Origin of the sequence: Mycoplana rhizolycopersici (assembly GCF_013378445.1) — a bacterium.
GTDB classification, from domain to species: domain Bacteria; phylum Pseudomonadota; class Alphaproteobacteria; order Rhizobiales; family Rhizobiaceae; genus Mycoplana; species Mycoplana rhizolycopersici.
This window is the reverse complement of the sequence record NZ_JABXYK010000011.1, coordinates 56,770-73,511: the sequence shown is the minus strand read 5'-3', so window position 1 is coordinate 73,511 and position 16,742 is coordinate 56,770. Positions and strand designations below refer to the sequence as shown.

Here is a 16,742-nt window from a genome sequence, read left to right as displayed (position 1 = left end):
CGTCCGCCAGCTAGCGGTCGGACCAGACCGCAAGCTCGTATCCATCCGGATCGGCAAAGTGGAAGCGCCTGCCGCCGGGAAACGGGAAGATGGGCCTGGCGATCCTGCCGCCCGCCGTCTCCACACGAGTGAGCGCGTCCTCCAGGTCGTCGGCGAACAGGATCACCAGCGGTCCGCCGGCGGCATTCACCGGCGCGAGCGTGGTGAAACCGCCGGACAGGCGGCCGTCCTGGAATTCGCAGTATTCCGGCCCGTAGTCGGTGAAGGTCCAGCCGAAGGCGGAACCGTAGAATGCCTTCGACCGGGCGATATCGGCCACGTTGAACTCGATATAGTCGATCTTGCGATCCTTGCCGGCCGTACCCATCAAAACATCTCCGTCGTTTCCAGAATGACCTTCAATGCCTCCAGGTCGCGGGCGATATGGGCGGCATCGGCTTCGAACGCTTCATCGCTTACGCCGGGCAGGCGGTAAAGGGTGAACATGACCTCGGCCCCATCCGCATTCGGTATGATCCGCAGCGCATTGTAGATACGGGTGCCGTCCGGCAGCGTCACCGTATGGTCGATGACTCCGAACTCGTTGGCGGGCGCAAAGCGCACGCGAAGCTTGCCGATCGGGCCACCGTCGCCGATCCAGTCTTCCCCGTCCGGCGTCAGTCCGGCGGCGAGTCCGGATGCCCATTGCCGGATGTTTTCCGGCTGCGCGGCAAAGGAATAAACCGCGCGCCAGTCGCGGGCGATCGACCGGTGGATGAACCGGGCGGGATAAGTCGTCATTCCTGTCTCCTCCTGCGCTGGAATGGACCGACAGCGGCTCGGTCAACGCCGTGCCACGATTGCGGCCGGCGCATTTGTCGCATCCTCCGATGGCGTCTCCAAGTGCCGATGTTGACTTAAGTCAAGGAGCATGGGGCCGCCGGGGCGCACAAACGGGTCACTGAAACGGTGCCCGTCATGAACATATACAACGCCTTGGAACCCCGGAAAGATGCAGTGGTCGAACGGCTCGACGCTGAAGCCGTCAATTCGGCGAAGCTGCGCAAGCCGCTCTATGAGAAGCGCAGGAAGATCTTTCCGAAGCGCGCCGAGGGGCGGTTTCGGCAGTTCAAGTGGATCGTGATGCTGATCACGCTCGGCATCTACTATCTGACGCCCTGGATCCGCTGGGACCGCGGCGCCCATGCGCCGGACCAGGCGGTGCTGGTGGACCTTGCGGCACGGCGCTTCTACTTCTTCTTCATCGAGATCTGGCCGCAGGAGTTCTTCTTCGTGGCGGGGCTACTCGTCATGGCCGGATTCGGGCTCTTCCTCGTGACCTCTGCGGTGGGGCGGGCCTGGTGCGGCTACGCCTGTCCGCAGACGGTCTGGGTGGACCTGTTCCTCGTGGTCGAGCGCGCGATCGAAGGCGACCGGAATGCGCGAATGAAATTGGATGCCGGCCCGTGGAGCTTCGACAAGCTGCGCAAGCGCGTTGCGAAACATGCCATCTGGCTTGCGATCGCGATCGCTACCGGCGGCGCGTGGATCTTCTACTTTGCCGACGCGCCGAAGCTTCTGATGAGCTTCGTCACCTTCGACGCGCCGCCCGTCGCCTACATTACCGTGGCAATCCTGACCGCCACTACCTATGTCTTCGGCGGCCTGATGCGCGAGCAGGTCTGCACCTACATGTGCCCCTGGCCGCGCATCCAGGGCGCGATGGTGGACGAGAACTCGCTCGTCGTGACGTATAACGACTGGCGCGGCGAGCCGCGCTCGCGGCACGCGAAGAAGGCTGCCGCGGCGGGCGAAAGTGTCGGCGATTGCGTGGATTGCAATGCGTGCGTCGCGGTCTGTCCCATGGGCATCGATATCCGCGACGGGCAGCAGCTCGAGTGCATCACCTGCGCCCTTTGCATCGACGCCTGCGATGGCGTGATGGACAAGCTCGGCAAGGAGCGTGGCCTGATCGCCTATGCGACGCTGTCGGACTACACAGAGAACATGGCGCTTGCGACCGATGGCGGGATGCGCCCGATCGACCCGGCGCGCGTGCGTGCGGCCGATGGCAGCCTGTCGCCCGAGCTGCGCCATTTCGACTGGCGGGTGATCTTCCGCATGCGGACGATCTTCTACATGCTCGTGTGGACCGCCGCCGGTCTTGGTCTCGTCTTCGCGCTGGTCTCACGTGACCGGCTGGGGCTGAACGTGATCCACGACCGCAATCCCCAATACGTCATCGAATCGGACGGCTCGATCCGCAACGGCTACGAGGTCAAGCTTCTCAACATGATCCCCGAGCCGCGCATCATCACGCTTTCGATCGAGGGGCTGCCCAATGCCACCCTGCGCATCGCCGGCCATGACAGCGCTGACGGCCGCAGCTTCAACATTCCGGTTCCGCCCGACAAGGTGACCGCCATGAAGGTGTTCGTGACGCTGCCCAAGGACTTCCGCAGCGAGGCGGGCGAGGGCTTCCGCCTGATAGCCGAGGACCGGCCGGGCAACGAGCGCAGCACCTATGATGCCAACTTCAATGCCCCCGGAGGCGCGAAATGAGCCCGTTCGCCACGCGTGAAAAACTACCTTTCCGCTTTACCGGCTGGCACATGCTGGGGGTGATGGTGCTGTTCTTCGGCACGATCATCTCGGTCAACGTGTTCATGGCGTGGAACGCCGTGAGCAGCTGGAGCGGGCTCGTGGTGCAGAACACCTACGTTGCCAGCCAGCAGTTCAACGACAAGGTCGAAAAGGCCAAGGCCTTTGCGGCGAGCGGGATGAACGGCGAGCTCGTCATTGCCGACGGGCGCGTGACCTATACGTTGCATGACGTGGATGGGGTGGGGGTCGCAGCCGACAACGTTTCGATCACCTTCAAGCGGCCCGTCGACGAGCGGGACGATTTCCATCTGGCGCTTGCCGCCGACGGCGGCGGCAACTACTCTGCCGTGCGGGAAATGGAGCCCGGTCAGTGGATTGCCGACATCGGCACGACGCGCGGCGGGGAGGTTCTCTTCCACCAGACGATCCGGCTGATCGTTGCAGGAGACAGGCCATGAGCTGCTGCGCACCCGGCACGGAAGGCGCGCTCGACGTTGCGTCGGGCACCGGGTCCGTGCCTTCGGCCGAGGAGTTGCTTTTGGCCAGCAAGGACCTCGGCGGCGGTCTCCATCAGACCGACCTCAGCGTCCCCGGCGTCCACTGCGGCGCCTGCATCACCACGCTCGAAGGTGCGCTTGCGGCGGTTCCCGGCATCGAGGATGCCCGCGTCAACCTGACGGCCAGGCGCGTGGCGGTGCGGTGGCGTGAAGGCGACGGCTTTGACCCGCGCTCGATCGTGACGGCAGTGACGTCGCGCGGCTATGCCGCCCATCTCTATGCCGCACCCCTTGCGCCGGACGACGAGCTTCGCAACGACCTGATCCGCGCCGTCGCCGTCTCCGGTTTTGCGGCGATGAACATCATGCTCTTGTCGGTTTCGGTCTGGTCGGGCGCCGAGGCATCGACGCGTGACCTGTTCCACTGGATCTCGGCGCTGATTGCCGGGCCGGTGCTGATCTATGCCGGGCGATTCTTCTTCCGCTCGGCCTGGAGCGCCCTGAAGCACGGCCGTACCAACATGGATGTGCCGATCTCGCTTGCCGTGATGCTGTCCTACTGCGTCTCGCTTTGGGAGACGATCCACAGCGCCGAGCATGCCTGGTTCGACGCGACCGTGACGCTTTTGTTCTTCCTCCTCATCGGCCGGACCCTGGACCACGTGATGCGCGACCGTGCGCGTTCGGCGATCACCGGGCTTGCAAGGCTTTCGCCGCGTGGCGCCATGGTCGTCCAGGCGGACGGAACCCGGCTCTTTCGCCCGGTGGAGGAGATCGCGGTCGGCGACCGGCTTTCGATTGCGGCGGGTGAGCGCTTCGCCGTCGACGCTCGGGTCATCTCCGGTGTCAGCGACGTCGACCGCTCGCTCGTCAGCGGCGAAAGCGTGCCGGTGACGGCGCGGCCGGGCACCGTTCTGGAGGCCGGCGTGATGAACCTGACGGGGGCGCTGCAGGTGGAGGCGACCGCCGTGGCCAAGGCGTCGTTCCTGGCGGAGGTCATCGGCCTGATGGAGGCGGCCGAAGGCGGGCGGGCCCGCTATCGCCGGATTGCCGACCGCGCCGCCGCCTACTACTCGCCCGCCGTGCACCTGCTGGCGCTGGTCTCCTTCATGGGCTGGGGCTTCTACGACGGAGACTGGAAGCATGCGCTGCTCGTCGCGGTCGCGGTCCTGATCATTACCTGCCCCTGCGCGCTGGGGCTTGCCGTGCCGGTGGTTCAGGTGGTCGCGGCCGGGCGGCTGTTCGGCAACGGCATCATGGTCAAGGACGGCTCGGCGATGGAGCGGCTTGCCGAGATCGACACGGCGCTGTTCGACAAGACCGGCACGCTGACCATGGGAACACCGCGCCTGATCGGCCGTGAACCGGCGCAAGCGCAGCATGGGACGCTTCCACCCGATCGCGCTTTTGCTGTGGCCGCGGCACTTGCCGCCCATTCCCGCCACCCGCTGTCGGCAGCACTTGCTGCTGCCCATTCCGGTTCGTTGCCGGAATTCGAAACGGTGACTGAAATTCCCGGATGCGGGCTTGAGGCCGTGACTGCGGAGGGTGTCTGGCGTCTGGGCAACCGCGCCTTCGCATCCGGCAACGCGGCAATGGACGATGACGGGTCGGCGGCTTCGGAAGTGGTGCTGTCCCTCGATTGGCACCTTCTGCAGACCTTCCGCTTCGAGGACCGGCTGCGGCCTGCCGCGCAAGCGGCGATCGACAGGTTGCGAAAGGGCGGGGTGCAGCTTGGCATTCTTTCCGGCGACCGCCCGGCGGCCGTTTCGCGGGTTGCGTCGAAGCTCGGTGTGGAGCGCTGGATGGCAGGGCTTGCCCCGCGGCAGAAGACCGAGGCCGTCGGCAGGGATGCGGCATCGGGGGCGAAGGTGCTGATGGTCGGCGACGGCATCAACGATGCGCCGGCGCTGTCGGCAGCACATGTCTCGATGGCGCCGGCGACGGCGGCCGACATCGGCCGCCAGGCGGCCGACCTCGTCTTCCTGCATGACGGGCTGGATTCGGTTTCCTTCGCCCTTGATACCGCACGCACGGCCGACCGGCTGATACGGCAGAACTTCGCGCTCGCCATCGGCTACAACATCATCGCCGTGCCGATCGCCATCCTCGGTCACGCGACGCCGCTGATCGCTGCGATCGCGATGTCGACCTCGTCGATCGTCGTCGTGGCGAATTCGCTGCGGCTGAAGGGAGCGGCGCCCGCCGGTGCGGCACGGCAGGCCGAACGGCACGAGGCAACCGGAATGGTGCGCCCCGCATGAACACGCTGATCTACCTCATCCCGATCGCCCTCTTTCTCGGCGGTCTCGGGCTTGCCGCCTTCCTCTGGTCCATCCGCAGCGGCCAGTATGAGGATCTCGACGGTGCGGCCTGGCGCGTGCTTGACGACGGAGAGGCTGGCAGCGACGCGAAGGTGAGCGTCGGGGGAGGCGCCAAACGCGGATAGCAGCCATGCGTGTTTGAGGCCAAACAACGGCTTGTCCCTAATCGATTTAAATGCCAAAACAGCCGCCTGACCGCAGCCGGGGCACTATCATGTCCCGGCTGCGGGGAAGTATCTTTGCGCAGTCCCTGCCGCGCGCTGCCGTCGGCCGGGTTGCACCATTCCATACGGAGGTAAGAACGTGGCACAGGCGGAAATCGGGTTGATCGGTCTCGGCGTCATGGGATCGAATCTGGCGCTCAACATCGCCGAAAAGGGCAACAAGATCGCGGTCTTCAACCGCACCGTCGAACGTACCCACGAATTCGTCGAGGAAGCGGGCGCGCTGAAGGACAATATCGTGCCCTGCGAGACGATCGAGGAGTTCGTTGCGGCGATCCGCCCGCCGCGGCCGATCATCATCATGATCAAGGCCGGCGACCCCGTCGACCAGCAGATGGAATTGCTGCGGCCGCACCTCGAAAAGAACGACATCATGATCGATGCCGGAAACGCCAATTTCCGCGACACGATGCGCCGCTTCGACGCGCTGAAGGACAGCGGCCTGACCTTCATCGGCATGGGCGTTTCGGGTGGCGAGGAAGGCGCGCGCCACGGCCCGTCGATCATGGTCGGCGGCACGGAAGACAGCTGGAAACGCGTCGAGAAGGTGCTGACCTCGATCGCCGCGAAGTACAACGGCGAACCCTGCGTCGCATGGCTCGGCGAAAACGGCGCCGGCCATTTCGTCAAGACCATCCACAACGGCATCGAATATGCCGACATGCAGATGATCGCGGAGATCTACGGCATCCTGCGCGACGGCCTCAAGATGAGCGCCACGGAGATCGGCGAGGTCTTTGCGACCTGGAACATGGGGCGGCTCAATTCCTACCTGATCGAGATCACCGCCAAGGTGCTCGAAGCGGCCGATCCGATCGGCGGCAAGCCGATCGTCGACATGATCCTCGACAAGGCCGGCCAGAAGGGCACCGGCAAATGGTCGGTGATCGAGGCGCAGAACATGGGCGTTCCGGCGACCGCGATCGAGGCAGCCGTTGCCGCGCGCAGCCTGTCCTCGCTCAAGGGCGAGCGCGAAGCGGCAGAAAAGATCCTGGGCCTTCCCGCGGTGGCACCGCTTTCGGTTTCCGACAAGACCGCCTTCATCAAGGACCTGGAAAGCGCGCTGCTGGCCGCAAAGATCGGTGCCTATGCGCAGGGCTTCGCGGTGATGGCGGCAGCCTCCAAGGAGTTCAACTGGAACCTGCCGATGCCGACCATCGCCAAGATCTGGCGCGCAGGTTGCATCATCCGTTCGCAGTTCCTGGACGAGATCACTTCCGCCTTCACCAAGGCTCCGGATGCGGCCAACCTGATCGTCACGCCGGCCTTCGCCGACATGGTCAAGGAGACAGACGGTTCGCTTCGCCGCGTTGTCTCGGCGGCCGTCCTGGCAGGCCTGCCGGTTCCGGCACTGGCATCCGCGCTCGGCTACTTCGACAGCTACCGTCGCGGCCGCGGCACGGCCAACATCATCCAGGCCCAGCGCGACTTTTTTGGCGCGCATGGCTTCGACAGGATCGATGGCACCGACAGCCATCACGGCCCCTGGGGCAGCGGCCTCGGCGCCGGCGCCTGATCGGGAAACGATGGCAGGCGAGCGCCACCGGTCGTGAGACCGGAGGCATGAAAGACTGGGAGGGCCGGCGTTCGCGCCGGCCCTTTCTTTTGCAGGGCGCGATCTGGCATCATCGCGTATGCACAGTTCGCTGCGACGTCGCTGTCGATGTGGGCAATTAAGCGACGCAACTATTCCGCTCCGTCATGCCGGATCAAGTCCGGCATGACGGTGGAGGGGATGTTCGTTGGCGTACTGCTATGACCCTGGCGTGGAAGGCTTATTTGTCGAGGCAGGGTGTCGTTGGACACGGCCGAGAACGAAATTTTTTGGCCGGCCGTTCAATCCGTGGGGATCGGGTAGCTCAGCGTCTGCAGTTCGCTCGCCGGGCGGCCGTCGATGCGGCCGATGACGGCTTTTGCGAGCTCGCGGCCTGCAAGGCGGATGTCTTCGCGCATCGTCGACACCTCGGGCCTCAGCCATTGCAGGAAGGTGCTGGGTTCCTTGGAGACGATGTCAATCTCGTGACCGATGCGTCGCCCGCTGCCTTCGACGGCGGCGATCAGCGCGACGGCGCCGGAGCCGCTGCCGGAGACGATGCCGTCAGGCGTATCGGAAGATTGCATGACCCTTTCGCAGGCCGCGCGAATGTCCGGAAGGCTCGAATCGAGATTGACCTGGCTGAAGGGGATGATCGTGCCGCCGAAATCGCGCACGCCGCGTTCGAAGCCGGTGCGCATGTGGACGTTGAACGTCAGGTGCGGCGGCGGTTCAAGCAGCATCAGCCTGCGGCGCCCACGCTCGGCCAGCTTGCGCACGGCCTCGTAGGCGAAGCGTTCGTTGTCGAAGTCGTGGAAGGGATGTTCCAGCCCCATGACGGTGCGGCCGTGGGTGACGAAGGGGAAATTGCGCTCCATCATCAGCGCCACCCTGGCGTCGCGCGGCTCGGTGCGCGAGATGATGACGCCGTCGGCAGCACCGGTCTCGAGAATGTAGCGGATCGGATCCAGCGGATTGTTCGCGGTGCGATAGGGCGTCACGACCAGGTGATAGGGCGTGCCGGCCAGTATCTCGGAGATGCCCATGACGAGGGGGCTCGTCAGGCCCATGATCTCCTCTTCCAGGCTGAGGACGAGGCTGATGACGTTGGTCTTGCCGGTCCGGAGGCGGACGCCGGCGCGGTTCGGCTGGTAGCCGATCTGCCGGGCCACGAGGCGGACGCGTTCCTTCGTCTCATGCCCGATGTCCGGCGCATCCTTCAGCGCGCGCGAAACGGTGGTGATGCCGAGCCCGGTCATGAAGGCGATCGTCTTCAGCGTTGGCCGCTCCGCGGACGATGCGGCTGTATCGAAATCTTTGTCGGGCTTGTCCATCATCTCGTGCGCCCCTTTCGCGCTCCGGCGTTATCACGCTTCTTGCCGGCCCGCCAATATGCCCGTCATCAGGACGATTATACTGAAACGATACAGCCGGTTTGTCGAGGCCATTTAGTCAAGGGTCTTGTTGTCGTTCGGCTTTTTCGCGGTTGCGGCCCAAACTGGAATTCTCTCCGCTAGGGCGTCGTGCGGGGAAGCTGGTTCCAGCTTCTTTGTTACGCATTTTTTCATTAATATATTGAAATTACCAATATAATTTGAAGCCATCCGTTGATGGGAGACGCCGTGGTGGCCGGCTTTCCCTCAGCCCGTGAGGGCTCCAAAATCGTTTCCCCATAATTCCAACTTTCAGCGGGTTGCGCGAATGGCACTCTTGCTCTACCTTTTTACTGCAACGTTTCAGTGAGGGAGGAGACTCATGAAATTTCGTTCGGTCATCGCAGTCCTGGCTGCAACCGTCGCGCTGCCCGTAGCTGCCGGGCATGCGACGGACCTGGAAGTGACGCATTGGTGGACGTCCGGCGGCGAGGCGGCGGCGGTCGCCGAACTGGCCAAGGCCTTCGACGCGACCGGCAACAAATGGGTGGACGGCGCCATTGCCGGGGCCGGCGGCACGGCGAGGCCGATCATGGTCAGCCGCATCACCGGCGGCGACCCGATGGGGGCGACGCAGTTCAACCACGGCCGTCAGGCGGAGGAGCTTGTGCAGGAAGGCCTGATGCGCGACCTGACCGATGTCGCCGAGCGCGGCAAGTGGAAGGAGATCATCCGGCCGGCGAGCCTGCTCGATTCCTGCACGATCGACGGCAAGATTTATTGTGCGCCGGTGAACATCCACTCCTGGCAGTGGTTGTGGCTGTCGAATGCGGCCTTCGAGAAGGCCGGCGTGCCGGTTCCGAAAAACTGGGACGAACTCGTCGCTGCGGCGCCGGCACTGGAGAAGGCCGGTATCGTGCCGCTCGCCGTCGGCGGCCAGCCCTGGCAGGCAAGCAACGCCTTCGACGTGCTGATGCTTTCGCTTGCCGGCAAGGACACCTTCCTCAAGGTGTTTGGCGACAAGGACACGGAAGCTGCGGCCGGTCCCGATATGGCCAAGGTCTTCAAGGCTGCCGACGATGCGCGGCGGATGTCGAAGGGGACGAACGTCCAGGATTGGAACCAGGCCACCAACATGGTCATCACCGGCAAGGCCGGCGGCCAGATCATGGGCGACTGGGCGCAGGGCGAGTTCCAGCTGGCGGGCCTCAAGGCGGGCGAGGACTACAGCTGCCTGCCGGGGCTCGGCGTCAACGAGGTGATCGCGACCGGCGGCGATGCCTTCTATTTTCCGCTGCTCGAGGACGAGGAGAAGTCCAGGGCGCAGGACGCGCTGGCCGAGACGCTCGTCGACCCGAAAGTGCAGGTCGCCTTCAACCTGAAGAAGGGTTCGGTGCCGGTGCGCGGTGACGTCGATCTTGCGGCCGCCAATGACTGCATGAAGAAGGGTCTCGACATCCTGGCCAAGGGCAATGTCGTCCAGTGGACGGACCAGCTGCTCTCGGCCGACAGCCAGAAGCAGAAGGAGGACCTGTTCTCCGAATTCTTCGCCAATCCCTCGATGACCCCGGAAGATGCGCAGAAGCGCTTCGTCCAGATCATCGCAACGGCCGAGTGATCGGTGCATCTGCGATGATGCCGCCGGCTCCGGTCTCCGGACGGAGCCGGCGGTTCGGGGTGGCTTCCGCCGGAAGCCCTTTCAGCGGAGACGACAGCAGGGGGAGGAGAACCCATGTCGAGCAATGCGCGCGCCGGGCGGCCGAGCCGTCTCACGCGCAACCTCAGCGCCAAGATCGCATCCGTTCCAATGATGCTCACCGCCGTCGTGATCTTTCTCGGCGGCACGCTTTGGACGGTGATCTATTCGTTCACCAGTTCCAAATTGCTGCCGCGGCTGAAATTCGTCGGCCTCGACCAGTACGAGCGCCTCTGGTCGGCGCCGCGCTGGCTGGTCTCGATCGAGAACCTGGCGATCTACGGCATTTTCTCGCTGATCTTCAGCATGGTGATCGGCTTCGTGCTCGCAGCCCTGATGGACCAGAAGATCCGCTTCGAGAACACGTTCCGGACGATCTTCCTTTATCCCTTCGCGCTCTCCTTCATCGTCACCGGGCTTGTCTGGCAATGGTTGCTCAACCCGGAGCACGGTATCCAGTCGGTGGTGCGGGCGATGGGCTGGGCCGGCTTCGAATTCGATCCGCTCTATAATTCCAGCATCGTCATCTACGGCATCCTGATCGCGGCCCTCTGGCAGGGCACGGGGCTCGTCATGTGCCTGATGCTGGCAGGCCTGCGCGGCATCGACGAGGACATCTGGAAGGCTTCGCGGGTGGACGGGATCCCGATGTGGAAGACCTATCTCTTCGTCGTCATCCCGATGATGCGGCCGGTGTTCGTCACAACGCTTGTCATCATCGCCAGCGGCATCGTGCGCGTCTACGACCTTGTCGTCGCCCAGACCAGCGGCGGGCCGGGCATCGCCTCGGAGGTGCCGGCGAAATACGTCTACGACTACATGTTCCAGGCGCAGAACCTCGGCCAGGGGTTCGCCGCCTCCACCATGATGCTGATCACGGTCGCGATCATCATCGTGCCCTGGGCCTATCTGGAATTCGGGGGAGGGCGCAAGCGTGTCTGATCGTGGCCATCTGAAGAAGACCGCCCACCTGGCGGAAGTCCCTGCGAGCTGGGAGGCCGGGCCGAGAGGCGCAAGGCCGCGCCGCCTGCTGTCGACGCGCACCATCGTCGTCTACGGCACGTTGTTCGTAGCCGCCGCCTACTATCTCTTGCCGCTCTACGTGATGATCGTGACCTCGCTGAAGGGCATGCCGGAGATCCGGCTCGGCAACATCTTCGCCCCGCCGCTGGAAATCACCTTCGAGCCGTGGGTGAAGGCGTGGTCGAGCGCCTGCACGGGGCTGAACTGCGACGGGCTGTCGCGCGGCTTCTGGAATTCCGTGATGATCACCGTGCCCTCGACGATCATCTCGATCGCGATCGCCTCGATCAACGGCTACGCCCTGTCGAACTGGCGCTTCAAGGGCGCCGACATCTTCTTCACGATCCTGATCGTCGGGGCCTTCATTCCCTACCAGGTGATGCTCTACCCGATTGTGATCGTGCTTCGCGAGATCGGCCTCTACGGCTCGCTGTCCGGCCTCGTCATTGTGCACACGATCTTCGGCATGCCGATCCTGACGCTGCTCTTCCGCAACTATTTCGCCGGGCTGCCGGAGGAACTGTTCAAGGCTGCGCGCGTCGATGGCGCCGGCTTCTGGGGCATCTACTTCAAGATCATGGTGCCGATGTCGCTGCCGATCTTCGTGGTGGCGATGATCCTGCAGGTCACCGGCATCTGGAACGACTTCCTGTTCGGCGTCGTGTTCACGCGGCCCGAATACTACCCGATGACGGTGCAGCTCAACAACATCGTCAACTCCGTCCAGGGGGTGAAGGAATACAACGTCAACATGGCCGCAACGATCCTGACGGGGGCCGTGCCGCTCCTCGTCTACTTCGTCTCCGGCCGGCTGTTCGTCCGCGGCATCGCCGCCGGCGCCGTGAAAGGCTAAGCGCATGACCAGCGTTTCCGTCAAAGACCTCCGCCTCAGCTTCGGCCAGGTCACCGTCCTCGACCAGTTGAACCTCGACATCCAGGAGGGCGAGTTCCTCGTGCTGCTCGGCTCGTCCGGCTGCGGCAAGTCGACCTTGCTCAACTGCATCGCCGGACTGCTCGACATCACCGACGGGCAGATCTTCATCAACGGCCGCAACGTCACCTGGGACGAGCCGAAGGACCGGGGCATCGGCATGGTGTTCCAGTCCTATGCGCTCTATCCGCAGATGACGGTGGAGAAGAACCTGTCCTTCGGCCTGAAGGTGGCGAAGATGCCAAAGGGCGAGATCGACAAGCGGGTGGCGCGCGCCGCCGAGATCCTGCAGATCGGGCCGCTTCTGAAACGAAAACCGTCTGAGCTTTCCGGCGGCCAGCGCCAGCGCGTGGCAATCGGCCGGGCGCTGGTCCGCGACGTCGACGTCTTCCTGTTCGACGAGCCTCTGTCCAACCTCGACGCCAAGCTGCGCTCGGAGCTTCGGGTGGAGATCAAGCGGCTGCACCAGTCGCTGAAGAACACCATGATCTATGTGACGCACGACCAGATCGAGGCGCTGACGCTCGCCGACCGGATCGCCATCATGAAGGGCGGAGTGATCCAGCAGCTTGCCGATCCGAACACGATCTACAACGCGCCGAGGAACATGTTCGTCGCCGGCTTCATCGGCTCGCCGTCGATGAATTTCTTGAAGGGCGAGATCGCTCTGGGAGCTGGCGGCAGACCGGTATTCGTTACCGAGGGCGTAAGCTTCTCGCTCGATGGGTACAATGCCGGCGAGGTGCTGGCGCCGGGCCGAAAGGTGGTGCTCGGCGTCCGTCCGGAGCATGTGAAGGTGGACGAGCCGGCTGGTGCATCGGGCGAGGTGCACAAGGCCGTCGTCGACATCGAGGAGCCGATGGGGGCGGACAATCTGCTCTGGCTCAAGCATGCCGGCCACACCATGGCCGTGCGCACCGCCGGATCGCGGCGCTTCAGCCCGGGCACGACGGTGCGACTGTCGTTCGATATGACGCTCGCCTCGCTGTTCGACGCGGAGACGGAGGAGCGGATCTGAGGGGTGGCCGGAAGCCCCCCTCTGGCCTGCCGGCCATCTCCCCCACAAGGGGGAGAAACCTTCCCGCTGCCGGTTGCCAAAAGCGGGCGTTGACGGGGCGGCCGGTTAAGCCCTCCCCTTGTGGGGAGGGTGGGGAGGGGCTTTTTCACCGAGCGATGGCCCCTGAGGTGCGATTGCTCTCCCACCTGCTGGGCAGGGCTAGGGGCAGTGGCGCAATCCTCAAGAAATCAAGACGGCGAGACCAAGAGAATGACAGCAAGACCGGACATCACATCCATCGACCTTTCCGGCACCTGGCGCCTTTCGACGCTGGAGGGCGACCACGCTGCGCCCATGACCGTCCCCGGTGATGTGCACTCGGCGCTCCTGGGAGCGGGGATCATCGCCGACCCCTATGCCGGTCGCAACGAACTTGCCGTGCGTTGGGTCGCCGAGGCCGACTGGGCGATGGAGCGGACGTTCCTCGTTCAGCCGGAGATGCTGGAGGCGGGCTGGTATCTCGACATTGGCAGCATCGACACCGTTGCCTCTGTCTACGTGAACGGCATTCTGGTGCAGGACACGGACAACTGCTTCCGCCGCTACCGGCCGGACGTGACCGGGGCGCTCAAGGTCGGCGAAAACACCATCCGCGTCGTCATCCATTCGGCGATCGCGGCAGGTCGCGCGCGACAGGCTGAGCAGCCCTTCTTCGTGCCCTGGCACGAAGGCAATTCACCGATCCCCAACGGCAACATGCTGCGCAAGCCGCAGTGCCATTTCGGCTGGGACTGGAACCTCGCCATCGCGCCGCTCGGCATCTATGCGCCGCTCGTGCTGCGCAAGCTCGAGATCGCCCGGATCGAGCACGTCACCACCCGGCAGTTCCACCACGCTGACGGTTCGGTCGATCTCTACGTGACCGCGACCTTCCACGCCGAGGAGCCGGGCATCCTGCCGGTGCATTTCTCGCTCGACGGCGAGCGCGTGCGGCTCGACATTGGCGTCAATGCCGGCGAGACAGTGCTGACGCATCTCTTCCATGTCGAGACGCCGCAGCTGTGGTGGCCGGCCGGCCATGGCGTGCAGGCGGTGTCACAGGTGACGGTGGAGACGCCGACGGAAACCGCGACGCGCACCCTCGGATTCCGGCAGGTCGAGCTTCTCACCGACCACGACGAGGCCGGAAGCCGCTTCGCGCTCCGTGTCAACGGTCGCGAGATCTTCTGCCGCGGCGCCAACTGGATCCCCGCCGATGCGCTGTTCTCGCGGGTGACGCAGGAGGGCGTGCGCGACCTGCTGCAATCGGCGGCCGACGCCAACATGAACATGATCCGCGTCTGGGGCGGCGGGTTCTATGAGCCGGACTGGTTCTACGATCTCTGCGACGAAATGGGGCTGATGGTCTGGCAGGACTTCATGTTCGCTTGCAACCTCTATCCCTCGACGCCCGATTTCCTCGACAACGTCACCGCCGAGGTCGACTACCAGGTACGGCGACTGGCTTCGCATCCCTCAATCGTGCTGTGGTGCGGCGACAACGAACTCGTCGGCGCGCTGACGTGGTTCGACGTCTCGCGTAAGGACCGGGACCGCTACCTCGTCTCCTACGACCGACTGAACCGGACCATCGAGCTTGCGATGAAGAGGGCGGCGCCCGGTGCGATCTGGTGGCCGTCGAGCCCGGCGTCGGGCTATCTCGACTTTGGCGACGCCTGGCATGCGGACGGCTCCGGCGACATGCACTACTGGTCGGTCTGGCACGAGAACAAGCCGTTCGAGGATTATCGCAGCGTCCGGCCGCGTTTCTGCTCGGAGTTCGGCTTCCAGTCCTACACCTCGATGCCGGTGATCCGCCGCTTCGCGGACGAAAAGGACATGAACATCGCCTCACCGGTGATGGAATGGCACCAGAAGAACGTCGGCGGCAACGAGCGGATCGCGGCCACCATGTTCCGCACGTTCCGCTTTCCCGGCGATTTTCCGAACTTCGTCTATCTCAGCCAGATCCAGCAGGGGCTCGCGATCCGCACCGCCGTCGAATACTGGCGATCGCTCAAGCCCCATTGCATGGGTACCCTCTACTGGCAGCTGAATGACACCTGGCCGGTCGCCTCCTGGTCGAGCCTCGACCATGGCGGTGGCTGGAAGGCGATGCACTACATGGTGCGGCGGTTCTTCCAGCCGGTCGCGGTCGCAGCCATCCCTTCTAAGGACGGGCTGCGGATCGATCTCTCTGTCGTGAACGACACGCCAGAGGCGGTCGAGGTTGCGCTCGTGACGTATGTCGTCAGCCTTTCCGGGGAGCGCCGTATTCTGCGAAAGGTTGCCGGCGCCTGCGGGACGGAACGGGCCGAGATGCTGTTGTCGATCGATGCCGCCGACCTGCCGGAAGGGACGCTGCTCTTCTGGAGCTTCGAGGCCTCGAACGGCATGCGTGGCGAGGGCCACCATGCACAGGCGGCCTACAAGACCCTCGACCTCACGGCATCGGGGCTTAACGTGAAGGCAACGCCGCGCAGCGATGGCAGTTTCGATGTGTTAGCGGCTGCCCACGGGCTGGCGCTCTACGTGATGGTGGAGGCCGGCATCGCGGGGCGCTGGTCCGACAATGCCTTCGACCTGACCGCCGGCGAGCGGAAGGCGCTCGTCTTCACCCCATTGGAACCGATTGCCGACCGCACGGCTCCTTCCTTCCATGCCTTCGACCTCCATTCCTGCCACGCCGGGCCGCTGTCGTCCGGCGGCTAGGTTCGTCACCTGCCATTTTCGAACTTTCAAGGAGAAAGCCCCGTGCAGAAAATCAGCTTCCAGCTCTACAGTGCCCGCAACTTCCAGCCCTTTTCCGAGGTGTTTCGCGTCGTCTCGCAGGCCGGCTACAGCCAGGTCGAAGGCTACAGCGCGCTCTATGCCACGCTCGACGACGCCGCAATCGCCGCGACTAAAGCCGATCTCGACGGGAACGGGCTCTCCATGCCGACGGCCCATTTCGGCATCGACATGCTGGAGGACGAGGTGGAGCGCGTGCTGGAGATCGCCCGCACGCTCGGCATCGAGGCAATCTACTGCCCCTACCTGCTGCCGGAGGATCGGCCGACCGATGCGAGCGGCTGGCGCGCCTTCGGCGAGCGGCTGCAGAAGGCGTCGGTGCCCTATCGCAAGGCCGGGCTCGACTTCGGCTGGCACAACCACGATTTCGAGTTCTTCGCTCTTCCGGACGGCAGCTTTCCGCAGGATCACATCTTCGCCGGCGGCCCGGACCTCTCCTGGGAGGCTGACATCGCCTGGATCGTCCGCGGCGGTGCGGACCCGTTGGCCTGGATCGAAAAATATGCCGATCGCATCACCTCCGTCCACGTCAAGGACATCGCACCCTCCGGCGAAAACGCTGACGAGGATGGCTGGGCGGATGTCGGTCACGGCACGCTGCCCTGGGGTGACCTGATGAAGGCGCTTTCCGGCACGAGGGCGAAATACTTCATTGTCGAGCACGACAACCCGAAGGACCTGAAGCGGCTCGCAGACCGGTCCATCGCAACGATCAAGGCGTTCTGAGGATG

General features: G+C 64.4%; 14 protein-coding genes. 11 read left to right on the top strand and 3 right to left on the bottom strand.

Features of this window, described 5'->3' with window-relative positions; genetic code table 11:
• Window positions 1-10: 10 nt before the first annotated feature.
• Together HV823_RS17765 and HV823_RS17760 are read right to left on the bottom strand one after the other, a co-directional pair.
• Entirely contained in the window at window positions 11-367 is a 357-nt protein-coding gene (locus HV823_RS17765; protein WP_176951080.1) for a VOC family protein, read from the bottom strand.
• The gene (locus HV823_RS17760; RefSeq protein ID WP_176951079.1) at window positions 367-780 is read right to left on the bottom strand and encodes an SRPBCC family protein; all 414 of its coding nucleotides are present in this window, start codon (window positions 778-780) and stop codon (window positions 367-369) included. Before HV823_RS17760 ends, HV823_RS17765 begins: the two co-directional genes overlap by 1 nt.
• 177 nt (window positions 781-957) lie before the next feature.
• Here HV823_RS17760 and ccoG point away from each other — a divergent pair, with 177 nt between their 5' ends.
• The 5 genes from ccoG (at window position 958) to gndA (ending at window position 7,144) form a co-directional block, all read left to right on the top strand.
• Window positions 958-2,541 (top strand): cytochrome c oxidase accessory protein CcoG, encoded by a 1,584-nt coding sequence (ccoG, locus tag HV823_RS17755; RefSeq protein ID WP_176951078.1) that lies wholly within the window; start codon window positions 958-960, stop codon window positions 2,539-2,541.
• Window positions 2,538-3,041 carry a FixH family protein gene (locus HV823_RS17750; RefSeq protein WP_176951077.1) on the top strand — a complete coding sequence of 168 codons (504 nt, stop codon included), beginning with the start codon at window positions 2,538-2,540 and terminating at the stop codon, window positions 3,039-3,041. The genes ccoG and HV823_RS17750 overlap by 4 nt, the downstream gene beginning before the upstream one ends.
• Window positions 3,038-5,344, top strand: a complete 2,307-nt coding sequence (locus HV823_RS17745) for a heavy metal translocating P-type ATPase (RefSeq protein WP_176951076.1) — start codon at window positions 3,038-3,040, stop codon at window positions 5,342-5,344. Before HV823_RS17750 ends, HV823_RS17745 begins: the two co-directional genes overlap by 4 nt.
• Entirely contained in the window at window positions 5,341-5,529 is a 189-nt protein-coding gene (gene ccoS, locus HV823_RS17740) for a cbb3-type cytochrome oxidase assembly protein CcoS (RefSeq protein ID WP_176951075.1), read from the top strand. The genes HV823_RS17745 and ccoS overlap by 4 nt, the downstream gene beginning before the upstream one ends.
• A gap of 178 nt (window positions 5,530-5,707) precedes the next feature.
• Window positions 5,708-7,144, top strand: coding sequence for an NADP-dependent phosphogluconate dehydrogenase (gene gndA, locus HV823_RS17735; RefSeq protein ID WP_176951074.1), 1,437 nt, complete (start codon window positions 5,708-5,710; stop codon window positions 7,142-7,144).
• Window positions 7,145-7,464: 320 nt separating this feature from the next.
• Here gndA and HV823_RS17730 read toward each other — a convergent pair whose 3' ends face one another.
• Complete coding sequence (locus tag HV823_RS17730) at window positions 7,465-8,496, bottom strand: LacI family transcriptional regulator (protein ID WP_176951186.1); 1,032 nt, start codon at window positions 8,494-8,496, stop codon at window positions 7,465-7,467.
• Between the two features lie 421 nt (window positions 8,497-8,917).
• On the opposite strand from HV823_RS17730, the gene HV823_RS17725 reads away from it, so the two are divergent.
• From HV823_RS17725 to HV823_RS17700, 6 genes are all read left to right on the top strand, one after another.
• The gene (locus HV823_RS17725; protein WP_176951073.1) at window positions 8,918-10,153 is read left to right on the top strand and encodes an ABC transporter substrate-binding protein; all 1,236 of its coding nucleotides are present in this window, start codon (window positions 8,918-8,920) and stop codon (window positions 10,151-10,153) included.
• 114 nt (window positions 10,154-10,267) lie between these two features.
• Window positions 10,268-11,173 carry a carbohydrate ABC transporter permease gene (locus HV823_RS17720; RefSeq protein WP_176951072.1) on the top strand — a complete coding sequence of 302 codons (906 nt, stop codon included), beginning with the start codon at window positions 10,268-10,270 and terminating at the stop codon, window positions 11,171-11,173.
• Window positions 11,166-12,107 (top strand): carbohydrate ABC transporter permease, encoded by a 942-nt coding sequence (locus tag HV823_RS17715; RefSeq protein ID WP_425487674.1) that lies wholly within the window; start codon window positions 11,166-11,168, stop codon window positions 12,105-12,107. The genes HV823_RS17720 and HV823_RS17715 overlap by 8 nt, the downstream gene beginning before the upstream one ends.
• Window positions 12,108-12,111: 4 nt before the next feature.
• Window positions 12,112-13,203, top strand: coding sequence for an ABC transporter ATP-binding protein (locus tag HV823_RS17710; RefSeq protein ID WP_176951071.1), 1,092 nt, complete (start codon window positions 12,112-12,114; stop codon window positions 13,201-13,203).
• A 249-nt stretch (window positions 13,204-13,452) separates the two neighbouring features.
• Window positions 13,453-15,933, top strand: coding sequence for a beta-mannosidase (locus tag HV823_RS17705; RefSeq protein WP_176951070.1), 2,481 nt, complete (start codon window positions 13,453-13,455; stop codon window positions 15,931-15,933).
• Between the two features lie 42 nt (window positions 15,934-15,975).
• On the top strand, window positions 15,976-16,737 hold the full coding sequence (locus HV823_RS17700) for a TIM barrel protein (protein WP_176951069.1): 762 nt from the start codon (window positions 15,976-15,978) through the stop codon (window positions 16,735-16,737).
• Window positions 16,738-16,742 lie beyond the last annotated feature (5 nt).

Bases quoted from the DNA above. Each gene is read 5' to 3' on its own strand.
- HV823_RS17765 (WP_176951080.1), bottom strand. From the start codon at position 367: ATGGGTACGGCCGGCAAGGATCGCAAGATCGACTATATCGAGTTCAAC.
- HV823_RS17760 (WP_176951079.1), bottom strand. From the start codon at position 780: ATGACGACTTATCCCGCCCGGTTCATCCACCGGTCGATCGCCCGCGAC.
- ccoG (WP_176951078.1), top strand. From the start codon at position 958: ATGAACATATACAACGCCTTGGAACCCCGGAAAGATGCAGTGGTCGAA.
- HV823_RS17750 (WP_176951077.1), top strand. From the start codon at position 2,538: ATGAGCCCGTTCGCCACGCGTGAAAAACTACCTTTCCGCTTTACCGGC.
- HV823_RS17745 (WP_176951076.1), top strand. From the start codon at position 3,038: ATGAGCTGCTGCGCACCCGGCACGGAAGGCGCGCTCGACGTTGCGTCG.
- ccoS (WP_176951075.1), top strand. From the start codon at position 5,341: ATGAACACGCTGATCTACCTCATCCCGATCGCCCTCTTTCTCGGCGGT.
- HV823_RS17730 (WP_176951186.1), bottom strand. From the start codon at position 8,496: ATGGACAAGCCCGACAAAGATTTCGATACAGCCGCATCGTCCGCGGAG.
- HV823_RS17725 (WP_176951073.1), top strand. From the start codon at position 8,918: ATGAAATTTCGTTCGGTCATCGCAGTCCTGGCTGCAACCGTCGCGCTG.
- HV823_RS17720 (WP_176951072.1), top strand. From the start codon at position 10,268: ATGTCGAGCAATGCGCGCGCCGGGCGGCCGAGCCGTCTCACGCGCAAC.
- HV823_RS17710 (WP_176951071.1), top strand. From the start codon at position 12,112: ATGACCAGCGTTTCCGTCAAAGACCTCCGCCTCAGCTTCGGCCAGGTC.
- HV823_RS17705 (WP_176951070.1), top strand. From the start codon at position 13,453: ATGACAGCAAGACCGGACATCACATCCATCGACCTTTCCGGCACCTGG.